Consider the following 24,183-nt stretch of genomic DNA (forward strand, 5'->3'; position numbering starts at 1 on the left):
GAGCTCAGGGTTCAGATCGCCTGGCTCAGGTGTGGCTGGGCGTCACGTCGACCTTGGCCACTGGCACCGCGCCGGGCTTGGGCGTGGTGCGCACGGTGAACACCAGAATCGCGGCGATGATCGAGGTGACGGTCAGGCCATACAGGCCGCCCTGGATCGAACCGGTCTGCTGTTCAAGGATGCCGAAGGTGGTCGGCGCAACGAAGCCGCCGAGGTTGCCCACCGAGTTGATCAAGGCGATGACGCCCGCAGCGATCCGTGCATCCAGATAGCCCTGGGGGATCGGCCAGAACAGCGATGATGCCGACTTGAAGCCCATCGCCGCGAAGCAGATGGCAACGAAGGCGAACACCGGACCGCCCGTGGTCGACATGAACATCCCGGCTGCTGCGATCAACAGAGCCACCGCGACCCACGCCTGCTGGTGTTTCCACTTGGCCGAGAGCGAGGCGAAGCCGTACATGCAGACGATGGCGATGAACCACGGGATCGAGTTGAACATCCCCACCTGAAAGTCGGTGAGGTCGCCCATCTTCTTGATGATGCTCGGCAGCCAGAACGTCGCCGCGTAGATCGTCAGCTGGATGAAGAAGTACATCAGGCAGAACAGGATGATCTGCGGGTCTTTGAGCAGTTTGCCGATGGACAGCTTGACCGGGTTGGCCGCTTCGCGAGCTTTCTGTTCAGCGTCAATGGTGTTGACCAGCGCGTCCTTCTCGGCCTCGGTCAGCCATTTGGCGTCATGGGGTTTGGAGTCGAGCCAGAACCAGACGAAGAAGCACAGGCCGACGGAGAACATGCCTTCGATGAAGTACATCCACTGCCAGCCGTGGTAGCCCAAGGCGTCGATCTGCAGCAGCAGACCGGAGAGCGGGCCGGAGATCACCGACGCGAACGCCGAGCCGCTGAGGAAGATGGCGATGGCCTTGCCACGCTCGACGCCGGGCAACCAGCGGGTGAAGTAGTAGATCACGCCCGGGAAGAACCCGGCTTCGGCCACGCCGAGCAAAAAGCGCAGGATATAGAAGTGGGTTTCGGTCTGAATAAAGGCCATGCAGGCGGCGACGATGCCCCAGGTCAGCATGATGCGGGTCAGCCAGATGCGGGCGCCGACTTTCTGCAGGAGGATGTTGGAGGGGACTTCGAACATCGCATACGCGATGAAGAACAGGCCGGCACCAAAGCCGTAAGCGGCCGCGCCGATACCCAGGTCATTTTCCATGTGACTACGCACGAAGCCGATGTTGACCCGGTCGATGTAGTTGACGATGAACATGATGACGAACAGCGGCAGGATGTGTCGTTTGACTTTCGAGACCGCCGATTGCAGGACGGAATCGGTGGCGTCATCCGCCCGTGATGAGGATGTGTTCACTCTGGTAACTCCCACTGATTATTTTTATGCGGGTGGTTAAGCACGTTGTGTGTGACAAGGTATGCAGCCCTGTTGCCAGTCATCATACAAGTAATGGTCGCCATGGCAACCGGATTTGCGGGGGTTGCCTGAAGTATTTCGTCGGGCTAGGCTGGCCTGTCTGACAAGTTGGATAAGTGGCCGCGCATTGCTGAGTGGCTCTGTTTTCATAGGGGCTGGCGGTTTCGCGATGAGTTTCCCGCGGGTGGTTTGATCCATGTTTTGAGCGTGGGCTGTCAGGAAAATACAAGTGGACGGCAGGCCTTGGCGGCGCCGTTCTGTTCAGCACTTATAGGATGACCTCTTTTGAACAGCACTGGACCCTTGCCGGCCAAGCGACGCCAGCACAGCCTCGCGACGGACCTGGTCACCGACCTGAGTCAGCGGATTCTCATGGGCACCATTGCGCCCGGTGCGAAGTTGCCGTCCGAGAGTGAGATCGTCCGCGAGCATGGCGTGAGCCGTACGGTGGTGCGCGAGGCGATTTCCAAATTGCAGGCGTCCGGGCTGGTCGAAACCCATCAGGGCAAAGGCACCTACGTGCTGGCGCGCTCCGAGCAGAGTGGGCTGCACCTGAAAGTGGAAACGGCGTTCAGCGTGCGACACATCATCGAGCTGCGCATGGGCCTGGAAACCCAGGCCGTCGCCCTGGCCGCGCAACGCCGGAGTCACGCCCAACTGACGGCGATGCGCGCCGCGCTGGATGATTATCAGGACCTGCTGGCCAAGGAAGACAGCTGCGTTGAGGCAGACCGGCGCTTTCATCTGCTGATCGCGGAAGCCACCGGCAATCCTTATTTCGTGGAGATCCTGCAGAACCTCGGTATCGCCGTGATCCCTCGCAGCCGCATCGCCTCCAGTGAACGGGCGGGGGCGAGCCTTACGCACAGCGCGTATCTGGCCAACCTCGAACACGAAGCCATTCTCGTCGCCATCCGCCGCCAGGACCCCGACGCCGCCCGCGCCGCGATGTGGACTCACCTGAGCAACAGCCGCGAGCGACTGGCGCCGGTGGAGTGAAGGAAATTTATGTCTTACTGAATGAACGCGGTCGTCGTGGGACCGGCTTCAGCCGGGAAGGCGTCGGCCGTCACACTGCAAATCTGAGGGTGCCCAAACTGGCCTCTTCCCGGCTAAAGCCGGTCCTACTATTTGAGCGCGGTCATCCTGTGGGACCTGCTTTAGCCGGGAATGCGTCGGGCGTCACACTGCAAATCTGAGGGCGCCCAAGCTGGCCTCTTCCCGGCTGAAGCCGGTCCCACTGTTTGAACGCGGTCATCCTGTGGGACCTGCTTTAGCCGGGAATGCGTCGGGCGTCACACTGCAAAATTCGTTGTGTTCACACCGGCCTCTTCCCGGCTGAAGCCGGTCCCACTGTTTGAACGCGGTTACCCTGTGGGACCGGCTTCAGCCGGGAATGCGTCGGGCGTCACACCGCAAAATTCGTGGCGCTCACACCGGCCTCTTCCCGGCTGAAGCCGGTCCTACTATTTGAGCGCGGTCGTCCTGTGGGACCGGCTTTAGCCGGGAATGCGTCGGGCGCCACACCGCAAAATTCGTGGCGCTCACACCGGCCTCTTCCCGGCTAAAGCCGGTCCCACTATTTGAGCGCGGTCATCCTGTGGGACCGGCTTCAGCCGGGAATGCGTCGGGCGTCACACCGCAAAATTCGTGGCGCTTACACCGGCCTCTTCCCGGCTGAAGCCGGTCCCACTATGTGAGCGCGGTCATCCTGTGGGACCGGCTTTAGCCGGGAATGCGTCGGACGTCACACCGCAAAATTCGTGGCGCTCACACCGGCCTCTTCCCGGCTGAAGCCGGTCCCACTATTTGAACGCGGTCATCCTGTAGGACTGGCTTTAGCCGGGAAAGCGTCGGGCGCCACACCGCAAAATTCGTGGTGTTCACACCGGCCTCTTCCCGGCTGAAGCCGGTCCTACGAAGCGTGCGCGGTCCCACTATGGGTACGCCAGAACCTCCATCATCACCCCCGACTGCCACTCGAAATAGGGATTGAACGTCAGCCGTGCGAACACCTTGCCCGGTTCCCGATGGCCCCAATCGGAATACCAGACCGGCTCGCCTTTCAGGCATTTTTGCATGTCGGCGGATGACTGGCCGTTCCAGCAGATCCGCTGAGTGCCATTTACCCCATACAGCGGATTTGCCGGGGAGAACATCAGCCCCATGTGCGAGAACCGGGCGATGCGGTATTCGGGCAGGAAGTCGTTGCGCACCACTACCTTCGGGTTTTTCTGCCCCGATGCCGGTTCGTTGCCGTACCAGATCAGTCGGCTGAGTGGGTGGGTGAAGCGCGCGTTGAAGGTGTCCAGCACGTAACCGGTGTCCAGCACCGAATCGTGCTCGGTGATGGCGACGAAGACCGGCTTGTCGTAGGCCGCTTTGTCGAGGTGCTTCTGCGCCAGCAGCGCGCTGCGATAGAACTGGGCGAAACCGTTGGTGGGCACGTTCAGGTAGCGGACCGGCGTCTGCATCGGACGCACGCCATCATCGGGTTTCGCCAGCCAGGGCCGAAACCAGCCGATGTATTGAGTGACCCAGGCGTAGGTGTTCGCCGGTTTGAACGCCGGAGAGAACAGCACCAGACCAGCGATATTCGGGTGCTCGTACGCGTAATCCAGCACCAGATTCGCCCCGGTCGAAAACCCGCCCAGATACACCGTCGGCACCTCCCGCTCAAGAAGCTGCGTCTGCTCGCGCACCACCTGCTGCCACTGCTTGAGCGTCACATCCAGCATGTCCGCCGGCTTGCTGCCATGCCCCGGCAACAACACTGTGCGCACCAGAAACCCCTGCGCGGCGAGCGCCTCGCCGACGTCATTGAACGACCAGGGGGAGTCGCCCAAGCCATGGACCAACAGAATCCCCCGTGTGGCTGGCGCTTTGGGTCGCCATTCCCGAGGCGCATTCCACTCTAGCTCGGCAGGGTGATCGGTCGTCTGAAAGGTCCGGTTCTGCTCCATCCAGGCAATGGTCTGCTGGCGATACTCGGCAAAACTCGCCTGCCCCAAAGGCACCTCGGTGGAGGCGCAGGCCTGAAGGGTCAGGGCGCAGAGGAGGAGGGTGAGGCGGTGCAGCTTTTTGACGGCGGTTCTCAACATAAATAGGCATTACTCGATAGGGCCATAAAGGTACGGTCGCACTCTGCCACGGCCTCTCGCTGTTGGATATCGATGCACTCAGGACTGGCGCGAGAAGTCTTGGAAAAATTCAGGCAGACTCCTACCACCCACAAAAACAAGACCTGATGTGTATGAACCCTCAATCCCTTCGCTGTGCAGACATCCCTCATGTTCGCCCTTGACCACGCCCTGGCCCAGGACATCGTCGACCGGGCGATGGCGATTTTGCCGTGCAACGTCAATGTCATGGATTACCTGGGCATCATCATTGGCAGCGGCGAGGCGGAGCGGTTGTACACCCGGCATGAGGGCGCGCAGCTAGTCCTTGCCAACCGCCGCGTGGTGGAGATCGACTCGCACACCGCTCTGCAGCTCGACGGCGTGCGTCCGGGGGTCAATTTGCCGTTGCTGCTGGATCAGCAACTGATCGGCGTGCTCGGTATCACCGGCGAGCCCGATGAGGTGCGGGTCTACGCGGAGCTGGTGAAGATGACCGCCGAGATGCTCATGCAGCACCAGCGTCAGCAGGCTGATCAGCAGTGGCGGCATCAACGCAGTGAAGACTTGCTGTCGCGCCTGTTGATCGGCGACAGCGCAGCCCATCTGGTCGCCGAAGCTGAGCAGTTGGGCTTGCAGCCGCATTTGCCGCGCCAGGCCGTGTTGCTCGAACTGCCTGAAGGCGCGACCTGTGCCGGTGCGATAAGTGCGTGGCTGTCGGGGCGTTACGCCAACAGTTGGTGCCTGCCGTGCGAGCCGGGGCTGGTTTACTGGTGCCGCGGGCTGGGGAGGGACCGTGACGACGCCTTGCTGCTGGAGCTGTTCGACGAGCAGGGCTGGCCCGTGCAGCGCATGGCGACCGTCGAACCTTCGTCGGACCTTGCCTCCCTGCGCGCCGCCTGCACCGCCGCCCGCGACCTGCTCGATTACGCACGTCACCTGCGGCCCGCCGTCAAACTGCTGCGTCTGGCCAGCCATCGCGTTGCGCTGCTGTTCTGGCGCAACCGCCACGACTGGCTGGCAGAAGGCATCGCCGAACCCATCAAGCGTTTGCACGAGAACACATTGCTGCTCGACACCCTGCGCGCCTGGTTCGATTACAGCGGCGAAAGCCAGGCCTGCGCCGACGCGCTCGGCATCCATCGCAACAGCCTGCGTTACCGACTCGAGAAAATCACCGAACTCACCGGCTGTGATCCCTACCGAACCGAAGACCTGTTGCGCCTGTACCTCGGGGCGCAGATGGTGTCGAGGTAGCCCGGCGCCAGCCTTTGTTCGTATGACCAACGGATGCCACTCCGCGTTGTGCAAACGTTAGGCGGCAATAGGGCGCAGGGGTGCGAACATCGGGGCGCAGATCGGCCTTCAGACAAGGATAATAAAATGAAAATCGTCATCGCCCCGGACTCGTTCAAAGACAGCCTCAGCGCCCAGAGCGTTGCTCGTGCCATCGCCGGCGGGCTTAGCGAGGTCTGGCCGGACGCCCAACTGGTCGAGTGTCCGATGGCCGATGGCGGGGAGGGCACCATTGAAGCGGTATTGGCGGCCTGCGACGGTGAGTGGATGAGCAATCAGGTCAGCGGACCGCTTACTCAGCCAGTGCAGGCGCAGTGGGGCTGGCTGGCGGAAACGCGCACGGCGATCATCGAAATGGCCATGGCCAGCGGCTTGCAACTGCTCAGCCTGGAACAGCGCGACGCGACGGTCACCAGCACGTTCGGCACCGGCGAGCTGGTCAAGGCCGCGCTGGATGCTGGCGCCGAGCGAGTGATTCTGGCCATTGGCGGCAGCGCGACCAATGATGCCGGCACCGGCATGCTGTCGGCGCTGGGCGCGCGCTTCCTTGACCACGACGACCAGCCCCTCGCTCCCGGTGGCCTGGCCCTGGCACAACTGGCACGCATCGACCTGACCGGACTCGACCCGCGCTTGAACAGCGTGCAGTTCGAAGTGGCCGCCGACGTCAACAATCCCCTCTGCGGTATCCATGGCGCCTCGCACATCTTCGGCCCGCAGAAGGGCGCCTCCCCTGAACAGGTGCTGGCGCTGGACGCGGCGCTGGGGCATTTCGCCGAGCATTCGGCCCAGGCGCTGGGCCGCGATGAAAGCGAGTACCCCGGCAGCGGCGCGGCAGGCGGCATGGGCTTCGCGGCCAAGGCCTATCTGAATGCATCGTTCCGTCCTGGCGTGGAGGTGGTTGCCGACCTGACCGGGCTGGCCGAGGCACTGGAGGGCGCAGACCTGGTGATCACCGGCGAAGGCCGCTTCGATGCCCAGACCCTGCGCGGCAAAACCCCCTTCGGCGTCGCCCGGATGGCTCGGCGCAACAACCTGCCGGTCATCGTGCTGGCCGGGACACTGGGGGAGGGCTATGCCGACCTGTATGCCCACGGCATCAGCGCCGCCTTCGCCGTGACCAGCGGGCCGATGACGCTGGAATTCGCCTGCGCCAACGCCGCGACGTTGCTTCATGATCGCGCTCGGGATCTGGCCCGGGTGTGGGCACTTGCTGCCCGCTGAATCTGGCCTGATCAGTCCCGTCGATCAGGCGGTTTTCAGGTGCATCAGCGGAATCGGCCTGCGCATCAACGTGCCCACCAGCATCGCCGCGAACAGGGCTATAAAGCCTGCCACCCACAGCACGGAGCCAAAGCCCGAGACGAAGGCATCCCGGGCCAGTGGCTGAATCAGTCCCCGCGCGCTGGCATCGACGGTTTGCAGCGCAGCGTGCATGTCGCCGGCCACCACCCGTGAGGCGATGTGCTCGGCCTGATCGAGGAGGTGGGGCGCGACGGTCGCCAGTGTGTCTTTCAACGAACCGAGCGTATGGCTGGCGAGCAGCGCCCCGTAGACGCCGATCGCCAGCATGATCGCGCTGAAACGCATGGTTGTGCTCATCCCCGACGCCATGCCGGTGCGTTCGCGGGGCACGCAGGCCATGATGTTTTTCTGCGTGTCGCCGTTGAGCAAACCTGCGCCCGCGCCGGTTACCGCCATTGCCGCGGCGAACGCCGGGTAGCCGCCAATCCCGGTGGCCCAGGCGCACAGCAGGTTGCCGATGCCTACGAGGGTCAGGCCGAGGGCCATCATGGCGGCCGGCGAGAGATGGCGTGACAGGGTCGGCCCGAAGCGCGGCAACAGCAGCATGGTGATCGCGAACGGCAGCATCCCCAGCCCCGAATCAATGGCGCTGAAGCCCAGGCCGTTCTGCAGATAAAACGGCAGCAGCGTCATCATCACCTGGGCGCAGCCAGCGTAGGCGAACATGCCGAGCAGGGCGCCGATGAAGCGCGGGTAGTTGAACAGCTGCAAATCGACCATCGGCCGCTTTTGCAGGCGCTCGGCGATGACGAACAGCACGAGGAGCACGGCCCCCGCTGCCAGGCGCATGGCCGTAAGCGGGTGGTCCCAGCCGATGCGGTTGGCTTCGATCAGTCCCCAGATCAGGCTCAGTAGGCTGGCGCTGAAAAACAGACTGCCCCAGGGATCCAGACGCGCCGACTGCTCGTTGCGCGACTCCTCGATGTTACGCAACACCATCAGCAGCAAGCCCAACCCCACCGGCAGGTTGAGGTAGAAAATCCAGCGCCAGCCGATCAGGTCGGCGATCAGTCCGCCCACTGTGGGCGCTGCGGTCATGGCCACGCCCATGCAGGCGCCCCAGAACGCCCAGGCCTTGGCGCGCTCGGCTTCATCGTGGAAGACGTGGCCGATGGTTGCCAGCGCGGAGGTCAGGAGCAGCGCTGCGCCCACGCCCTTGATCGCCCGGGCAATGTCGAGGAACAGAATGTCCGGCGCCGCGCCACAACCCAGCGACGCCAGAATGAACAACACCAGCCCGGTGATCAGCATGCGCTTGCGCCCAAAACGATCGGCCAGGCTGCCCGCCGGCAGCAACAGCGCGGCGAAGGCCAGCATGTAGGCGCTGACCACCCACTCGATGTCGGCAAACCCGGCACCCAGGTCTCGCGCGATGCTCGGCAGGGTCACAGCGACAATGTTCGTGTCGAGCACGATCAACGCGCACACGCCGGAGGCCGTGAGCAGGGTCGCGCGGGGGCTGGGTCGAGACATGTTCGGGTGCTCCGTAGTCTGTTAGGTGCGGGCTAACGTCGGTGGTTACGAAAGGCGGCGGGGTGGTGCTTCGCCGGAACAGAGTAAGCGGATATGCCCTATGCTCTGTTACCCGTCACTCGCGTTTTCATTACCTGTCAGGTAACGCTCCATGGAAATCCGCCACTTTCGCTACTTTCTGGCCGTCGCCCGTCATCGGCATTTCACCCGCGCGGCCGAGCAGTTGGGCATCGCACCACCTACGCTGACGCGGCAGATTCAGGACCTGGAAAATGCCTTGGGCACTCGACTGTTTCTCCGTGAACAACGGGAGGTGAGGCTGACGGATGCGGGGCGCGCGTTGCAGATCGAGGCCGAACTGGCGGTGCGGCAGTTCGAGACTGCGCAGTACAACGTCCAGCGCGCCGGCCGTGGCGAGGCCGGCAGGATCGAATTGGGCTACGTCGCCTCCGCGGTGTTTTCCGGCGTGTTGCAGCAACACGTCAGTCAGTTTCGGCAGCGTTATGGGGAGGTCGAGTTCAGCATCAACGAGCACCTGATGCCTACGCTGCCGCGTCTTATTGAGGAGGGGCGGCTGGACGTGGGCTTTATCCGTTCTCCCATGCAGTTGCCCGATGCCTTGAGCGCCGTGTCGTTGCTGACGGAGGGCTTTGCCCTGGCACTGTCGGACAGTTCGTGGCTTTGCAAACTGAAGGTGATCAACACGGTGAACCTGCAGAACGAGACGTTCATCCTCCCCGAGCAGATTTCCGGCACGCTGGAAGTCGCGGCCCACGGCGGTTTCGCGCCGACGCTGGGTCCGCAGCCGGGAGGGCTGGTGTCGGTGGTTGCGCTGGTGAGTCTGGGGCAGGGTGTGGCGGTGGTGCCCGAGTCGGTGGTTGATCACATTCGTTTGCCGAATGTGGTGTATCGCCGGATCGAGGATTGCCAGCCGAGCTCGTCGTTGTCGCTGATCCACCGACGCCACGAGAAGGCCCCGGCGGTGGTTAGGTTTGTTGAGTACGTCAAGGGCGTATGAAGATCAAGGGCGTCTGCCTAACGGCAGACATTTCGCCTTCGGCGAGTTACTTGGAAAAGCACCCCAAGTAACCAAGGGTGCTTGCTCCTGGTTTGGCTCCTCCTGCGTCGGAGTACCCTCACTCCGGTCTAGCTCCGTGGGCCCGCGCCGAACGGACATCCATGTCCTGACGGCGCTCTCGCCGCATCCATGCGGCTCGGCCCACTGCGCGAGACCTGCGTTCAGCCTGCACCCAAGTCGCGATTTGTGGTGTCTGGTCTTCTTGCGTACGAAGATCAAAAGCAGATCAGAAGCTTCCGGGCTGAAGCCGGTCCTACAGTCGAGGTCCCCGCCACTATCTCTGATCGTTCCCACGCTCCGCGTGGTAACGCAGCCCCGGACGCTCTGCGTCCCGCAGACGAAGCGCATTCAGGCCTGGGGAAGTGACGCGGAGCGTCACGGGATGCATGCCCACGCGGAGCGTGGGAACGATCAATTTCGCGGCGCGCCCACTGACGCTTTCCCGGCTGAAGCCGGTCCCACTGAATGCACGCGGTGTCCTCTAGGACTGGCTTTAGCCGGGAAGCTTTTGATCTGCTTTTGATCTTGATTTTCAAACACATAACGCCCAGACGACACAAATCGCGACTTGGGTGCAGGCCGAACGCAGACGACGCGGAGTGGGCCGAGCGGCATGGATGCCGCGAGAGCGCCGCTAGGACATGGATGTCCGTTCGGCGAGGGCCCACGGAGCGTCGTCGGAGTGAGGGAACCCGACGAAGTCGGGCCCAACCAAGAGCAAGCACCCTTGGTTACTTGGGGTGCTTTTCCAAGTAACTCGCCGAAGGCGAAACAGTCTGCCCCCAGGCAGATGCCCTTGATCTTGATCTTGCTCTAGATCTCCACAAACAACGGCCTAAGCTTTCGCAGCTTCCGGAACCCGCCCATACACATCGGTAAACCGCACGATATCGTCTTCCCCCAGATACTCGCCGCTTTGCACCTCGATCATCACCAGATCAATCACCCCCGGGTTGACCAGCCGATGGGTGTGCCCCGGTTTGATGAACGTCGACTCATTGGTATCGAGCATAAACTCGTCTTCGCCATTGGTAACGCGCGCCATACCGCTGACCACGATCCAGTGCTCACTGCGGTGGTGATGCATCTGCAGCGACAAAGACGCCTGCGGTTTCACCACGATGCGCTTGATCTTGAAGCGCTTGCCTTCTTCCAGCACCGTGTAAGTGCCCCACGGACGGGTCACGGTGTTGTGCAACAAGTACGCCGGATGCCCCTGACGCTTGAGCTCCTGGGCGATGATCTTGACCTCCTGACTGCGATCGGCGTCGGCGATCAACAAAGCGTCGGGGGTGTCGATGATGATCAGGTTATCCAGACCCACCGCGCCCACCAGTCGCTTCTTCGAGTCGATGTAGCAGTTGGTCACGTCGTGCAACACCACCTCGCCGTTGCATCGGTTGCCATTTTCATCGCCCGGACTCAGCTCGCGAATGGCCTGCCACGAACCGATATCGCTCCAGCCCATCTCGCACGGCACCACCGCGACCTTCTGCGAACGTTCCATCAACGCGTAATCGATGGAGATGTCCGGCGCCAGGGCGAAGGTCGTGCTGTCCAGCTCGATCTGCAACTCGTTGCGGCCTTCCTTGCTGTTGCACTGCGCCAGGCAATGGCGCACGGCGGCCAGCACGTCCGGCGCGTGAACTTCCAGTTCGCCCAGCAGCACATCGACGCGCATGCAGAACATCCCGGCATTCCACAAATGCAGACCGCCTGCGAGATAGTCCTGGGCGGTGACGGCATCGGGTTTCTCAACGAAGCGTGCGACCTGATAGGCCTCACCACTGAGGGCCTGGCCTTTCTCGATGTAACCGAAGCCGGTCTCTGCGCGGGAGGGGATCAGCCCGAACGTCACCAGCCAGCCCTCGTCGGCCAGTTTACGTGCGCTCTGCACGGCCGCCTCGAACGCGGCAACGTCACTGATGAGTTGGTCCGCCGGCAAAATCAGCAGCTGTGCGGCATCACCGTAGCGCGCCTGCACGTGCAGCGCTGCGGCGGCGATGGCAGGGGCGGTGTTGCGGCCGAACGGTTCGAGCAGAAACTCGAGCGCCAGCTGCTGCTTGTTCAGCAGCCGATAGTCATCGACGGTGCGGAAATACACTTCCCGATTCGTGACGGTCAGTACGCTTTCCACACCGTCCAGCTGGCTGGCGCGGTTGAACGTCTTCTGCAGCAGGCTTTCGCCGTCCGGCAGACGCATGAAGGGTTTGGGCATCGCCTCCCGTGAAACAGGCCACAACCGGGTGCCGGCGCCGCCAGCAATAATGCAGGGAATCAGTTGCATGGGTTTCTCGCCTCTTCGATCCATGAATGAATGAGTGGGCTGCATCCCGGGTCGCCACGGCAAAAGTCAATTTACTGACTATTCAGTGGTTATCGGTCAAATTAGCCAATTAATTGTCGATTAGGCGCTTTCCGCCGATGCATTTCAAGGGGCTGTAACGCAGAATTAACGCCTCTCGTCCTTTATTTGCGGGGGCAGAACCCAATGCGATCTGGCGCTGACGCAGGGTCGTAGCGGAGAAAGCACGCGTAAGTCCCCGCCCTTCAAGGCTTTTTGCCATCACGGGATGCCCGGAACTCCGGTTTCAGCCCGGCTTGCAGCCATTCGTAATGCGTTTGCTGTCGAGCACTGCGGTCTAAAAGATTTCCCCCCTACGGGCTTTTTTTGCAGCGCGTGCGGTCAACACATCACGCATCAATTCGTACAGGCAGAAGGAAGGGATATGACAGCGCGCAGGGCATTACTGATTCTTCACGGCAAGCAGGCGCTCAACGAGGATGTCCGCGAGGCGGTGGAGCGCAAGCGCAAACATGGCTGGGAACTGGACGTTCGCGTGACCTGGGAAGCGGGCGATGCCCAGCGCCTGGTACGTGAGGGGCTGGAGGCTGGTCATCGGCAGATCATTGCCGGTGGCGGCGATGGCACGTTGCGGGATGTGGCGGAGGCGCTGGCGCTGTCTGACGTCGACGCCAGTCTGGTGATCATGCCATTGGGCACCGCCAACGATTTTGCCCGTTCGGCGGGCGTGCCGCTGGAACCCGATCAGGCCCTCGACCTGTTGGACGTACCGGCGCGGGCAGTCGACATGGGGGAAGTGGGCGGACAGATGTTCCTCAATATGGCGACCGGCGGGTTTGGCAGCCAGGTCACCGCCAACACCTCAGAAGACTTGAAAAAGATCCTCGGCGGTGCGGCCTATCTGTTCACCGGCCTTAGCCGTTTCAGCGAGCTGAAAGCCGCGTACGGCGAATTCACCGGCCCGGACTTTCACTGGAAGGGCGAGATGCTGGCGCTGGGGATCGGCAATGGTCGTCAGGCGGGTGGCGGTCATCCGTTGTGCCCGGAAGCCCTCGCCGATGACGGCCTGTTGGACATCAGCATTCTGCCTGCGCCCCAGGAGGTGGTGAGCACGCTCAAGAGCCTGCTCGAAGGCGGTCTGGGTCTCGACAACATGTTCGTCCGCGCGCGGCTGCCGTGGGTGGAGCTCAAGTCAGCCCAAGGGCTGAATATCAACCTCGACGGCGAACCGCTGAGCGGCGAAGCAACCCGTTTCGAAGCGCGCGCCGGTGCGTTGCGCGTGCACCTGCCGTCGCATTCGCCGTTGCTGGGTCAGACGCGACAGCTCGCCTGAGTATCGACAACCCTCAGATGAGCCGCGACCGCGCGCTCATCTGACGTCCAGCGACTCGGATGCGAGCACGCCCCACTGCCCGGCACTGACCGACCAGCCCTTGTTGACGGCGACGTCGTGCTCCCGCGTGCCGATCCCGCACTGGCAGGCGAATGCCTCGAGCAAAGCGCGCTGCTCGCTGTCGTCCAGCGCCAGCGATCCGGTGTGGGGGTCGATGAGCTCAAGCTGCCAGGCCATCAGCTCAAAGCAGCGTTTGAGCGCGTGCAATGCCTTTGGCTGCCACTGGCCGGCCGCGTTGGCGAAGTCAAGGAGATAACGCAACTGCCGGGCGAAACCAGAGACCGTTTCGACCCCATGCGTGTCTGCCTTGCCGGCAAGTTGGTGCAATGTGCTGAGCAGACATTCCATCGCGTCACCATCATCACTGATCAGTTCCAGATGGCTGAGGCATTCATCGGCGCGGCACATGAGTGTCTGGGTATCGCTGAGAAACTCTGCATGCAACTGCTGCCATTCATTGCCGTTCAGCATGTGCAATCTCCACTCTTCTCAAATGGCGACCTCAGGTCGCGTGGGGCGAGTGGCCCAAAGTTAATGTCGAAGGCACGGGAAAGTCTGTAGGGCGTTTCCGATTGTTGCGAATGGTCGGCCCGCGCGTCCGAAAACCGCGCCGTTGGCCGGCCTGCCAGCGTTCAGGTGAGTCGTGCGTCCAGATGTGATGTTAATGTGATATCAAATTCTGGGTTTGCGCTCTATTCCGATTAAGGTCTGTCATGGGGCTGCCGATAAAGATTAGGCGGACTTACTTGAACCCTGCTCCAGGAGCAACAGATGGCTGGCATTCTCGACACAGTAGACCAACGTACACAGCTGGTAGGTGAGAACCGCCTGGAAATCCTCATGTTCCGCCTGGCTGGCCGGCAGTTGTTCGCGATCAACGTATTCAAGGTTCAGGAAGTCCTGCAACTGCCCAAGCTGACACTGATGCCCCAGCGTCATCCGTTCGTGTGCGGTGTGGTCAACCTGCGCGGCCAGACATTGCCGGTCATCGACCTGTCCCAGGCCATCGGCATGCGTCCGCTGGTGCCGGGGCCTTCGAGCACGATCATCGTCACCGAATACAACCGCTCGGTTCAGGCGTTTCTGGTGGGCGGCGTCGACCGCATCGTCAATATGAACTGGGAGGCAATCCTGCCGCCACCGACCAGCGCCGGGCGTCAGCACTACCTGACCGCCATCAGCAAGGTGGATGACCAGTTGGTGGAGATCATCGACGTGGAGAAAGTCCTCGCCGAGATCGTGCCGTACAGTGCCAAGGTCTCCCGCGACAAGCTGGACGATCCGGTCCTCTCACGCGCCATTGGCCGCGAAGTGCTGCTGGTGGACGATTCCAACGTGGCGCTCTCGCAGTTGCGCGACACCCTGGGGCAGCTTGGCGTGAAGATGCACGTCGCCCGTGACGGTTTGAAAGCGCTGAACATGCTCAAGGGCTGGGCGGACACCGGCGAGGTGATGACCGACAAGCTGTTGATGGTCTTCACCGACGCCGAGATGCCGGAAATGGACGGTTACCGCCTGACCACGGAAATCCGTAACGACCCTCGTCTGCGTGGCCTCTATGTGGTGCTGCATACCTCGCTGTCCGGGAGCTTCAACGAGTCCATGGTCAAGAAGGTCGGCTGCGATAACTTCCTCTCCAAATTCCAGCCGGACAAGCTGGTCGATGTGGTCCGCGAGCGGCTCATGCTCGACAACTGATCCGGTTCTGTTTCAAGCCCCTTGCTGTATGGAGGGGCTTTTTTGCATCTGTACCGCTTGGTTTTACGGCGTCTCGTATAGAGTGGTGGCTTTCCGCTCTGGCATAAGGACGCGTACATGTTTCACCTCAGCGCACTCTATCGGTACCCCCTCAAATCCTGCATGGCGGAGTCATTGCAGCATGCCAGTTTCGATGAATTGGGCATGAGTGGTGATCGCCGCTGGATGCTGGTGGATGAGGCCACCGGGCGGTTTTACAGCCAGCGCGTGCTGCCGCAGATGTCGCAGCTGTCGGTGCTGTGGAATGCCGACGGCGTGACGTTGTCGGCCCCCGGTCTGGGCAGTCTGGATGTGCCGGTGCCGGCGGATGAGGAGGCCAATCTGCGCGGCATCACGATCTGGCGCGACAGTTTTCGTGTGCCGGATGCAGGGGAGGACGCGGCGCGCTGGGTGACTGCGTTGGTGGGCAAGCCGACACGGCTGGTGCATGTACCGAAAGAGCGCGCTCGCGGGTTGCCTTCCGGCTACGGCGCGATAGAAGACAAGGTCGGATTTGCTGACGGTTTCCCGCTGTTGTTGATCGGCCAGTCGTCGCTGGATGATTTGTCGCAGAAGGTGGGTCGCTCGCTGGAGATGCTGCGGTTTCGCCCGAATCTGGTCGTAACCGGCTCCGAGGCGTTTGCCGAGGATGGCTGGAAGCGCATTCGAATTGGCGGCGTTGAATTGCGGGTGTTGAAGCCCTGCTCGCGCTGCATCCTGACGACGATAGATCCGGCAACCGGCGAACGTAGCGCGGACCGTGAACCGATGACGACGCTGAAGACGTATCGGGAGCGGGAGGGTCAGATCTGGTTTGGGCAGAACCTGGTGAGTGACGGACCAGGGCGGGTCGAGGTGGGGATGGAGGTTGAGGTGCTGGAGTAGTCGAGCGCTTGCTCGTACGCCTTCCCGGCTAAAGCGGGTCCTACGGGGAATAGGCAATTTCACCGTAGGAGCCGGCTTGCTGGCGAACGCGGTTGAACATTCACTGCTGCAGCGCCTGACCCAACGCATTCGCCAGCAAGCCGGCTCCTACAGATTTACATACAGCACAAACTCGGGGTTTAACGCCTACTCATTGTAGGAGCGCGCTTGCCCGCGAATGCGCCGGCTCAGACAACACGACCGTTGCTGACGCTCCTACGGGTTCATCTGGCCCCGATGGCCAGTGCAATGGGCTGCAACCCCAGCCCGACTCCCGTCTTTTACAAATCATCAAAAAACCGTTCATGCCAGTCCACCAGCGGCTGCGGTGAGTTGAGCTTCTGGCCGTAGATCACCGCGTACGACAGCACGTTCTGCACGTACTGGCGGGTCTCGTCGAACGGAATGCTCTCGACCCAGACGTCAAAGGCCAGGTGATTGGCGCCTCGCAACCACTGACGTACACGACCAGGGCCCGCGTTATAAGCTGCCGAAGCCAGCACCCGGTTGCCGTTGAACTGCGCATGGACCTGGCTCAGGTAGGCGGCGCCGAGCTGGATGTTCTTGTCCGGATCAAGCACCTGCGCCGGCGAGGCCAGGGGAATACTGAATTTGCGAGCGGTCTCTTTGGCGGTGGCAGGCATCAGTTGCATCAAGCCTGCGGCACCGACGCCGGAGCGGGCATCGTCCATGAAGGCACTTTCCTGTCGCGTGATCGCAAACACCCAGCTCGAATGCAACCCGCGGACCTGCGCTTCACGCACCAGGGTGTCGCGGTGGGCCATCGGGAAACGGATGTCGAGGTCGTCCCAGTACTGCGCCTGGCTGATGGTGCGGATGGCCGGGAAGTACCAGTGCATGTCGTACGCCAGCCTGGCCTGGGCAACCATTTCGTCCCGGCTGAAGCGACGGGTGACGTGGTACCACTCGCGGCGGCCGTCGACGATCTGCCCGCGATCATAGAACTCCAGTGCACGGCGCACGCCCGGGGTGTTTCGCACCTTGGTCATGAGCGCCTGACTCAGCACCAGCGGCTTGTTGTTGAGCATGTACGGCGTCTGGGTGCGGTCGGCGGCAAGGAAGCCATAGAAATCACGCTCCTTCGCCACCGCCTTGTACAACCCCGGCAGCAGCGGGCTGTTGGGCTGGGCCAGTTCCAGGGAGCGGGCCTGCCAGTAACGCCAGCGATTCGTGGTGGCGAGGTCCTGGGGCAGACGGCGGGTCAGCTCATAGGCGTCACTCCAGCGACCGAGCCGCAGCAACAGGCGCAGGCGCCATTCGGTAACAGTGTTGTCGCGCAGGTCGGGGTCGTATTTGGTCATGACCTCAAGGGCGCGACCGTCGTAACTGCGAGCCAGCGTCAGGCCGATTTCCTTGGCGATCTGAACCTGTTCTTCGTGGGAGAAATGCAGCACCGGCGCGTAACTGTCGAGCAGCTCCATCGCCCGCTGCGGGTCCTGCTTGGCGAGGCGACGCAGGCCCAGGCCGACCACATCGGACATCGCCTCGTCGGCGGGCATGAACTGGCCCTGGTTATTGACCATTTCCGGCTTCTGCGCCACGGCGATCAGCAAACGGCCCTGGGGCGCGAGGGTGGTCATGCTGTTGACCAGTTGATTGGCCAGTGCGTAGTTGCGCCCTTGGGCGGCGAGCTTGGCGCGCTGCCACCTTTTCTGCTCGGTGAGCTGTCCTTCGACCGCCCACTGGGTGAAGAACGTGTCGCAGGCCGCTGGCAGCGTCTTGCCTGTCATCCAGGTTTTCTCGGCGTTGGCATAGCCCTCAGCGCGCTGGTTGTGACCGAGCTGATAAGAGCCATAAAGACAGTCGAGCTCGACGAAATTCAGCTTGGGGTCGTAATACTTGACGAAGGGCTGCCAGTCACCGCGTGAAGCCAGCAGTCGCAGCCAGCGCAGCTTCATATAGTTCGCTTGCGGCAGGTCGCCATGCTCGGCGAAGAACTTTTCGATTTCCTCGTTGCTCGCGCTGTTCAGGCGTGCGGTGAGTTCGTCGTACGCCAGGTAAGGCTCGAGGGGGTAATCCGCCAGCGCCGCGGCATACGTCCGATAAGGGCCGCCGTCGCCCTTGGCCAACGCACGTTTGGCTTCATCGTAATACTGACGCTGGGTGGTGAGATCGACCGCTTGGACGGACTGGGCGGCGGTGGCCGACAGAAGCAGGCAGGACAAAAGGCTGAAGAAACGACTGCGCATGAGACTTCCGTGCAGATGCATCGTGAAAAGTGCGGCTAGCTTAGCCTGTTGCCCGCGCGGGTTGAAGCGCTGCCTCGCCCGTCGTGATAGATGGAAACAAACCGAGGCCTGCAATCGGCCGACCACGGGGTCCGGACGAGTTCCTGTCATCGATTAGCCGCCCCTGTGCCGGGTTATCTCAGGTAGAATGCGCGCCCGGTTTTTGGAGAAGCTCATGACCCTGCTCAAATTCAGCGATGTGTCCCTTGCGTTCGGCGCCATGCCGTTGTTGGACAAGGTGTCCTGGCAGATCGCCCGTGGTGAGCGGGTCTGCATCATTGGCCGCAACGGCACTGGCAAGTCCAGCATGTTGAAGCTCGTCAAAGGCATTCAGATGCCCGACGACGGCAATGTCTGGCGTGCGCCGGGCCTCAAGATCGGCGAGCTGCCCCAAGAGTTGCCGGTCGCTGACGGCCGTACCGTTTTTGATGTCGTTGCCGAAGGCCTGGATGGCGTGGGCGAGCTGCTCGCTCAATACCACCACCTGAGCCAGAACATCGTCACCGCCGAAGACCTCGACAAGCTGATGCACGTGCAGTCGGACCTCGAAGCCCGTGACGGCTGGCGCCTGCAGCAGTTGGTGGACAGCACCCTCAGCCGTCTGCAACTGCCGGCCGACAAGACCCTCGCCGAACTGTCCGGTGGCTGGCGTCGTCGCGTGTTGCTGGCCCAGGCGCTGGTTTCCGAGCCTGATCTGCTGATGCTCGACGAACCGACCAACCACCTCGACATCGGCGCGATTGCCTGGCTCGAAGAAGCATTGAAGGAATTCCAGGGCGCGGTGTTGTTCATCACCCACGACCGTTCCTTCCTGCAAAACCTTGCCACGCGCATTCTCGAACTCGACCGTGGCGGCCTGATCGACTGGGACGGCGACTACGCCAGCTTCCTGGTGCACAAGGAAGCCATGCTCGCGGCGGAAGAAACCGCCAACGCGCTGTTCGACAAGCGTCTGGCCCAGGAAGAAGTATGGATTCGTCAGGGCATCAAGGCCCGTCGTACCCGTAACGAAGGCCGCGTGCGTGCCCTGAAGGCATTGCGCGTTGAGCGCAGCGACCGTCGCGAACGCACCGGCAAGGCCAATATCCAGCTCGACACGGCGGACAAATCCGGCAAGCAGGTGATGGTGCTCGACAACGTCAGCTTCGCTCACCCGGGCGGCCCGATGCTGATCAAGGACTTCTCCATGGTCCTGCAGCGCGAAGACCGCATCGGTCTGCTCGGCGCCAACGGTACCGGCAAGACCACGCTGCTCAAGCTGATGCTCGATAACCTTCAGCCCACCAGCGGCAAAGTGGAAGTCGGCACCCGTCTGGACGTCGCCTATTTCGACCAGTTGCGTCACCAGCTCGATCTGGAAAAGACCGTGATCGACAACGTGGCCGAAGGGCGCGACTTCATCGACATCGACGGCCAGAGCCGCCACGTACTCAGCTACCTCGGCGATTTCCTGTTCAGCCCACAGCGGGCTCGCACGCCGGTCAAGGCGTTGTCGGGTGGTGAGCGCGCGCGTCTGCTGCTTGCCAAACTGTTCAGCAAGCCGGCCAACCTGCTGGTCCTCGACGAACCGACCAACGATCTGGACGTCGAGACCCTCGAACTCCTTGAAGAAGTGCTGTTGACCTTCAAGGGCACCGTGCTGATGGTCAGCCACGACCGGGCATTCCTCGACAACGTCGTCACCAGCACCCTGGTGTTCGAAGGCGAGGGCAAGGTCCGCGAATTCGTCGGTGGCTATCAGGACTGGATTCGTCAGGGCGGCTCGCCGCGTCTGCTGGGCGTCACCGACAGCAAATCTGGCAAGTCCGAACTGGCTACTGCTGTGGTTCAGGCAGCACCCGTCGCAGCGGCAGAAATGCCGGTCGCGAAAAAGAAGCTCAGCTATAAGCTGCAACGCGAGCTGGAAGCACTGCCTGCGCAAATCGACGGTGTGGAAGCGCAAATGGCCGCCCTCACTGCCGAAATGGCCGAGGCCGGTTTCTATCAGCGTCCTGCGGAGCAAACCACGGCCGTAATGGCGCAGCTGGAAAGCCTGCAAGGCGAGCTGGACGCACTGCTCGAGCGTTGGGCCGAGCTGGACGAGTGATCGGTCACCTGCGGCAATAAAAAAGCCCGGTCCTTTTCAAGGGCCGGGCTTTTGTTTTCAGGCCTGGATCAGTCCACGCGCTTGGCCAGTCGTACGGCCAGCACGTCGCACGGTGCGCCGTGCAGCACGTCGTTGGCGGTCGAGCCGAGCAGCAGCGAGAGGCCGTGGCGGCCATGGCTGCCGACAACGATCAGGTCGACGTGGTGTTCCTTCGCCAGGTTGTGAATTTCCTGACGCGGCTGTCCATAGGTCAGATGACTGTCGCCGGTTTTTACGTCAGGGTATTTCAGTTTTAGCTTTTCCAGCTTTTCCTTGGCCTGATCGAACTGCTGTTGCTGCAGTTGCGACAGGTCCATCGGAACGTCGCCCCCGAAGGCCATTGCCATGGGTTCGACGATGTGCACCAGGGAAAGCTTCGAGCCGCCGGCCAGCGCCAGCGCCATGGCTCGTTTGATGACCGGATCGCACTCTTCAGTGAGGTCCACGGCTACCAGGATATGTTCATAGGACATGGGGTGTTCCTTCTGAGGTTTGCGATGGTTTTGATTATGTCTCTTTTCACGCGCCTCTGGCACGCCGATGTGGTTCACCCGCCACTGGCCGCTGCGGGGGGCGTACAAATATGACGGTGTGGATCATCCTGTCAATCATTGCGGTGGTTTTAAGTCCGCTGGTCTGGCTGCGTCCCTCGCGCTCGCAGAGCGGCAGAATGGCCATGCGCATGCAGGCGCGGCGCATGGGCCTGGCCATGCAGCTGATCCCCCAGGAGTGGCCGCATTGGTTGCCCACCGAGCCACCGAGTCCGTGCCCGCAGTATCACCGTCCACGTACCGCGCGGGCGCCCGATGTCTGGGTGTACTGGCAGATGGAGGCGGGCGTGTGGGTCAATCAATGGCGCGAGCCGTGTGAGGACCCGCGTCTGCTCGAGCAGTTCATGAAGCTGCCGGCCGACGTCTACAAGGTCGAAGCGGGCAAGCAGCTGATTGCGGTGTACTGGGCCGAGCGTGGCGAGCCAGAAGTATTGCAGCACATTGCAGCAGTGCTGAAGGCTTTGGCGTAACCCATCCCTGTGCCCGAATCGCGGGCATTAAAAAGCCCGATAACAACATCGGGCCGGGGTTGGCCAGGCAGGCCGTAATTCAGGTGCGGGCGGTGCAATGCCGCGACCGGGTCAATCGCGCCAGTCTGACAGCGGTCTAACGACCCGTCTTGATGCGCATTGCGCTGAATGTAGACCTTAATGGTGCATTTGTCTGCTGGCACGTTGCTTTTTATTCCCCTCATGCCAAGCCCCTCCAGGCGCCAGTCCCTGATCAGTGGCGGCTATCAGCAAGGCAATCATTGTCTTGAATGGCCCTGCATCAGGCGCGCCTTTTACCTGCGATTTGCCGGTTTTGCCCGCTGTCTGCTGAATTGACAATTGCTGGAATATGGCAGAAGGTAGCCGCACCCAAATCAAACGGGCGTATGAATTGAGCGTTTGCCGCAGGAACGCTCTGACAGACGCTCGAATCGCGTCGACGGGGTGACTGGCGTTTGGTGTTTTCGCCTCGACGGCAACGTCGTGCATAGCGCCGGATCTCAGCGTCTGACGCGTATTGTTCAGCTTCCATATCGTGGAGATCAGTTGATGATTTACGAAGGTAAAGCCATCACGGTTAAGGCTCTTGAAAGTGGCATCGTCGAACTTCAGTTCGACCTCAAGGGTGAGTCCGTCAACAAGTTCAATCGTCTCACCCTCAACGACCTCAGTCAGGCCATCGAAGCCATCAAGGCCGACAGCTCGATCAAGGGCGTTATCGTCACCAGCGCCAAGGACGTGTTCATCGTCGGCGCCGACATCACCGAGTTCGTCGATAACTTCAAGCTGCCGGACGCTGAACTCGTCGCCGGCAACCTCGAAGCCAACAAAATCTTCAGCGCCTTCGAAGACCTCAACGTACCGACCCTCGCTGCCATCAACGGCATCGCGCTGGGCGGCGGTCTGGAAATGTGCCTGGCTGCTGACTTCCGCGTGATGTCCGCCACCGCCAAGGTTGGCCTGCCTGAAGTCAAACTCGGCATCTATCCTGGCTTCGGCGGCACGGTCCGCCTGCCGCGTCTGATCGGTGTCGATAACGCCGTCGAGTGGATCGCGTCCGGCAAAGACAACAGCGCCGAAGACGCACTGAAAGTGGGCGCCGTCGACGCAGTGGTTGCTCCGGGCAAACTGCAGGAAGCGGCACTGGACCTGATCAAACGCGCCATCTCCGGCGAGTTCGATTTCAAGGCCAGGCGCCAGCCCAAGCTGGACAAGCTCAAGCTCAACGCCATCGAGCAAATGATGGCTTTCGAAACCGCCAAGGGTTTCGTGGCAGGCCAGGCCGGCCCGAACTACCCGGCGCCGGTCGAAGCGATCAAGACCATCCAGAAAGCCGCCAATTTCGGTCGCGATAAAGCGCTGGAAGTGGAAGCGGCCGGTTTCGTGAAGATGGCCAAGACCTCGGCCGCTGCGAGCCTGATCGGTCTGTTCCTGAACGATCAGGAGCTGAAAAAGAAAGCCAAGGTCTACGACCAGGTCGCCAAGGACGTGAAGCAGGCTGCCGTATTGGGCGCCGGCATCATGGGCGGCGGCATCGCTTATCAGTCGGCGGTCAAAGGCACGCCGATCCTGATGAAGGACATCCGTGAAGAAGCCATCGCACTGGGCTTGGGCGAAGCATCGAAGCTGTTGGGCAAGCGCGTCGAAAAAGGCCGTTTGACCACCGCGAAGATGGCTGAAGCGCTCAATGCGATTCGTCCTACGCTGTCCTACGGCGATTTCGGCACTGTCGACCTGGTTGTCGAAGCCGTGGTCGAGAACCCGAAGGTCAAGCAGGCCGTGCTGGCCGAAGTGGAAGGGCAGGTGGGTGAAGACACTATCCTCGCTTCCAACACCTCGACGATCTCCATCAGCTTGCTGGCCAAGGCCCTCAAGCGCCCGGAAAACTTCGTCGGCATGCACTTCTTCAACCCGGTGCACATGATGCCGCTGGTCGAAGTCATTCGTGGCGAGAAGTCCAGCGAAGTCGCCGTGGCGACCACCGTGGCTTACGCCAAGAAGATGGGCAAGAACCCGATCGTGGTCAACGACTGCCCGGGCTTCCTGGTCAACCGCATCCTGTTCCCGTACTTCGGCGGTTTCGCCAAGCTGGTCAGCGCCGGTGTGGACTTCGTGCGCATCGACAAGGTCATGGAAAAATTCGGCTGGCCAATGGGCCCGGCTTACCTGATGGACGTGGTCGGCATCGACACCGGCCACCACGGTCGCGACGTCATGGCTGAAGGCTTCCCTGACCGCATGAAGGACGATCGCCGCACCGCCGTCGACGCCTTGTACGACGCCAATCGCCTCGGCCAGAAGAACGGCAAGGGCTTCTACGTCTACGAGACCGACAAGCAGGGCAAGCCGAAGAAAGTGGTCGACGCTTCCGTGCTGGAAGTGCTCAAGCCGGTGATCTACGAGCAGCGTGAAGTCAGCGACGAAGACATCATCAACTGGATGATGATCCCGCTCTGCCTTGAGACCGTGCGTTGCCTGGAAGACGGCATCGTCGACACGGCGGCCGAGGCCGACATGGGCCTGATCTACGGCATCGGCTTCCCTCCGTTCCGTGGTGGCGCTCTGCGCTACATCGACTCGATCGGTGTCGCTGAATTCGTTGCCCTGGCTGACCAATACGCTGATCTGGGCGCTCTGTACCACCCCACTGCGAAGCTGCGTGAAATGGCCAAGACCGGCCAACGCTTCTTTGGCTAAGTGCC

Annotated in this window: 18 protein-coding genes; 10 read left to right on the forward strand and 8 right to left on the reverse strand. The window is 61.8% G+C overall.

Features of this window, described 5'->3' with window-relative positions:
• Positions 1 to 25 precede the first annotated feature (25 nt).
• Entirely contained in the window at positions 26 to 1,375 is a 1,350-nt protein-coding gene (locus ACYAR8_RS10270; protein WP_463579798.1) for an MFS transporter, read from the reverse strand.
• 345 nt (positions 1,376 to 1,720) lie between these two features.
• On the opposite strand from ACYAR8_RS10270, the gene ACYAR8_RS10275 reads away from it, so the two are divergent.
• Positions 1,721 to 2,434 (forward strand): FadR/GntR family transcriptional regulator, encoded by a 714-nt coding sequence (locus ACYAR8_RS10275; RefSeq protein WP_463579799.1) that lies wholly within the window; start codon positions 1,721 to 1,723, stop codon positions 2,432 to 2,434.
• 938 nt (positions 2,435 to 3,372) lie between these two features.
• Here ACYAR8_RS10275 and ACYAR8_RS10280 read toward each other — a convergent pair.
• Positions 3,373 to 4,536: an alpha/beta hydrolase gene (locus tag ACYAR8_RS10280; protein ID WP_463579800.1), complete on the reverse strand. Its 1,164-nt coding sequence runs from the start codon at positions 4,534 to 4,536 to the stop codon at positions 3,373 to 3,375.
• Between the two features lie 189 nt (positions 4,537 to 4,725).
• Here ACYAR8_RS10280 and ACYAR8_RS10285 point away from each other — a divergent pair, with 189 nt between their 5' ends.
• Together ACYAR8_RS10285 and ACYAR8_RS10290 are read left to right on the forward strand one after the other, a co-directional pair.
• On the forward strand, positions 4,726 to 5,811 hold the full coding sequence (locus tag ACYAR8_RS10285; protein ID WP_463579801.1) for a sugar diacid recognition domain-containing protein: 1,086 nt from the start codon (positions 4,726 to 4,728) through the stop codon (positions 5,809 to 5,811).
• A 126-nt stretch (positions 5,812 to 5,937) separates the two neighbouring features.
• Positions 5,938 to 7,074: a glycerate kinase gene (locus tag ACYAR8_RS10290; RefSeq protein WP_463579802.1), complete on the forward strand. Its 1,137-nt coding sequence runs from the start codon at positions 5,938 to 5,940 to the stop codon at positions 7,072 to 7,074.
• 24 nt (positions 7,075 to 7,098) lie between these two features.
• On the opposite strand, the gene ACYAR8_RS10295 is transcribed toward ACYAR8_RS10290, so the two are convergent.
• Complete coding sequence (locus ACYAR8_RS10295; protein WP_463579803.1) at positions 7,099 to 8,628, reverse strand: MFS transporter; 1,530 nt, start codon at positions 8,626 to 8,628, stop codon at positions 7,099 to 7,101.
• A 151-nt stretch (positions 8,629 to 8,779) separates the two neighbouring features.
• On the opposite strand from ACYAR8_RS10295, the gene ACYAR8_RS10300 reads away from it, so the two are divergent.
• On the forward strand, positions 8,780 to 9,646 hold the full coding sequence (locus ACYAR8_RS10300) for a LysR family transcriptional regulator (RefSeq protein ID WP_074893208.1): 867 nt from the start codon (positions 8,780 to 8,782) through the stop codon (positions 9,644 to 9,646).
• A gap of 895 nt (positions 9,647 to 10,541) precedes the next feature.
• Here the strand turns inward: ACYAR8_RS10300 and ACYAR8_RS10305 are convergent.
• Positions 10,542 to 11,993 carry a mannose-1-phosphate guanylyltransferase/mannose-6-phosphate isomerase gene (locus tag ACYAR8_RS10305; RefSeq protein ID WP_463579804.1) on the reverse strand — a complete coding sequence of 484 codons (1,452 nt, stop codon included), beginning with the start codon at positions 11,991 to 11,993 and terminating at the stop codon, positions 10,542 to 10,544.
• 442 nt (positions 11,994 to 12,435) lie between these two features.
• On the opposite strand from ACYAR8_RS10305, the gene yegS reads away from it, so the two are divergent.
• On the forward strand, positions 12,436 to 13,344 hold the full coding sequence (yegS, locus tag ACYAR8_RS10310; protein WP_463579805.1) for a lipid kinase YegS: 909 nt from the start codon (positions 12,436 to 12,438) through the stop codon (positions 13,342 to 13,344).
• A gap of 36 nt (positions 13,345 to 13,380) precedes the next feature.
• Here the strand turns inward: yegS and ACYAR8_RS10315 are convergent, their stop codons facing one another.
• The gene (locus tag ACYAR8_RS10315) at positions 13,381 to 13,875 is read right to left on the reverse strand and encodes a hypothetical protein (RefSeq protein ID WP_463579806.1); all 495 of its coding nucleotides are present in this window, start codon (positions 13,873 to 13,875) and stop codon (positions 13,381 to 13,383) included.
• 300 nt (positions 13,876 to 14,175) lie between these two features.
• Between ACYAR8_RS10315 and ACYAR8_RS10320 the strand changes: the two genes are divergently transcribed.
• Together ACYAR8_RS10320 and ACYAR8_RS10325 are read left to right on the forward strand one after the other, a co-directional pair.
• On the forward strand, positions 14,176 to 15,102 hold the full coding sequence (locus tag ACYAR8_RS10320; RefSeq protein WP_074893218.1) for a chemotaxis protein CheV: 927 nt from the start codon (positions 14,176 to 14,178) through the stop codon (positions 15,100 to 15,102).
• 117 nt (positions 15,103 to 15,219) lie between these two features.
• On the forward strand, positions 15,220 to 16,026 hold the full coding sequence (locus tag ACYAR8_RS10325; protein WP_074893220.1) for an MOSC domain-containing protein: 807 nt from the start codon (positions 15,220 to 15,222) through the stop codon (positions 16,024 to 16,026).
• Between the two features lie 320 nt (positions 16,027 to 16,346).
• Here the strand turns inward: ACYAR8_RS10325 and ACYAR8_RS10330 are convergent, their stop codons facing one another.
• Positions 16,347 to 18,275: a transglycosylase SLT domain-containing protein gene (locus tag ACYAR8_RS10330; RefSeq protein WP_074885317.1), complete on the reverse strand. Its 1,929-nt coding sequence runs from the start codon at positions 18,273 to 18,275 to the stop codon at positions 16,347 to 16,349.
• A 214-nt stretch (positions 18,276 to 18,489) separates the two neighbouring features.
• Between ACYAR8_RS10330 and ACYAR8_RS10335 the strand changes: the two genes are divergently transcribed.
• Positions 18,490 to 20,400 (forward strand): ATP-binding cassette domain-containing protein, encoded by a 1,911-nt coding sequence (locus ACYAR8_RS10335; RefSeq protein ID WP_074885313.1) that lies wholly within the window; start codon positions 18,490 to 18,492, stop codon positions 20,398 to 20,400.
• 68 nt (positions 20,401 to 20,468) lie between these two features.
• Here ACYAR8_RS10335 and ACYAR8_RS10340 read toward each other — a convergent pair whose 3' ends face one another.
• On the reverse strand, positions 20,469 to 20,912 hold the full coding sequence (locus ACYAR8_RS10340; protein ID WP_074885310.1) for a universal stress protein: 444 nt from the start codon (positions 20,910 to 20,912) through the stop codon (positions 20,469 to 20,471).
• Positions 20,913 to 21,022: 110 nt separating this feature from the next.
• Between ACYAR8_RS10340 and ACYAR8_RS10345 the strand changes: the two genes are divergently transcribed.
• Entirely contained in the window at positions 21,023 to 21,460 is a 438-nt protein-coding gene (locus tag ACYAR8_RS10345) for a hypothetical protein (RefSeq protein WP_463579807.1), read from the forward strand.
• Between the two features lie 177 nt (positions 21,461 to 21,637).
• Here ACYAR8_RS10345 and ACYAR8_RS10350 read toward each other — a convergent pair whose 3' ends face one another.
• Complete coding sequence (locus ACYAR8_RS10350) at positions 21,638 to 21,970, reverse strand: hypothetical protein (RefSeq protein ID WP_108119648.1); 333 nt, start codon at positions 21,968 to 21,970, stop codon at positions 21,638 to 21,640.
• Between the two features lie 60 nt (positions 21,971 to 22,030).
• Here ACYAR8_RS10350 and fadB point away from each other — a divergent pair, with 60 nt between their 5' ends.
• Positions 22,031 to 24,178 carry a fatty acid oxidation complex subunit alpha FadB gene (fadB, locus tag ACYAR8_RS10355; RefSeq protein WP_074885297.1) on the forward strand — a complete coding sequence of 716 codons (2,148 nt, stop codon included), beginning with the start codon at positions 22,031 to 22,033 and terminating at the stop codon, positions 24,176 to 24,178.
• Positions 24,179 to 24,183 lie beyond the last annotated feature (5 nt).

It is taken from the genome of Pseudomonas sp. HP_01, assembly GCF_055284355.1.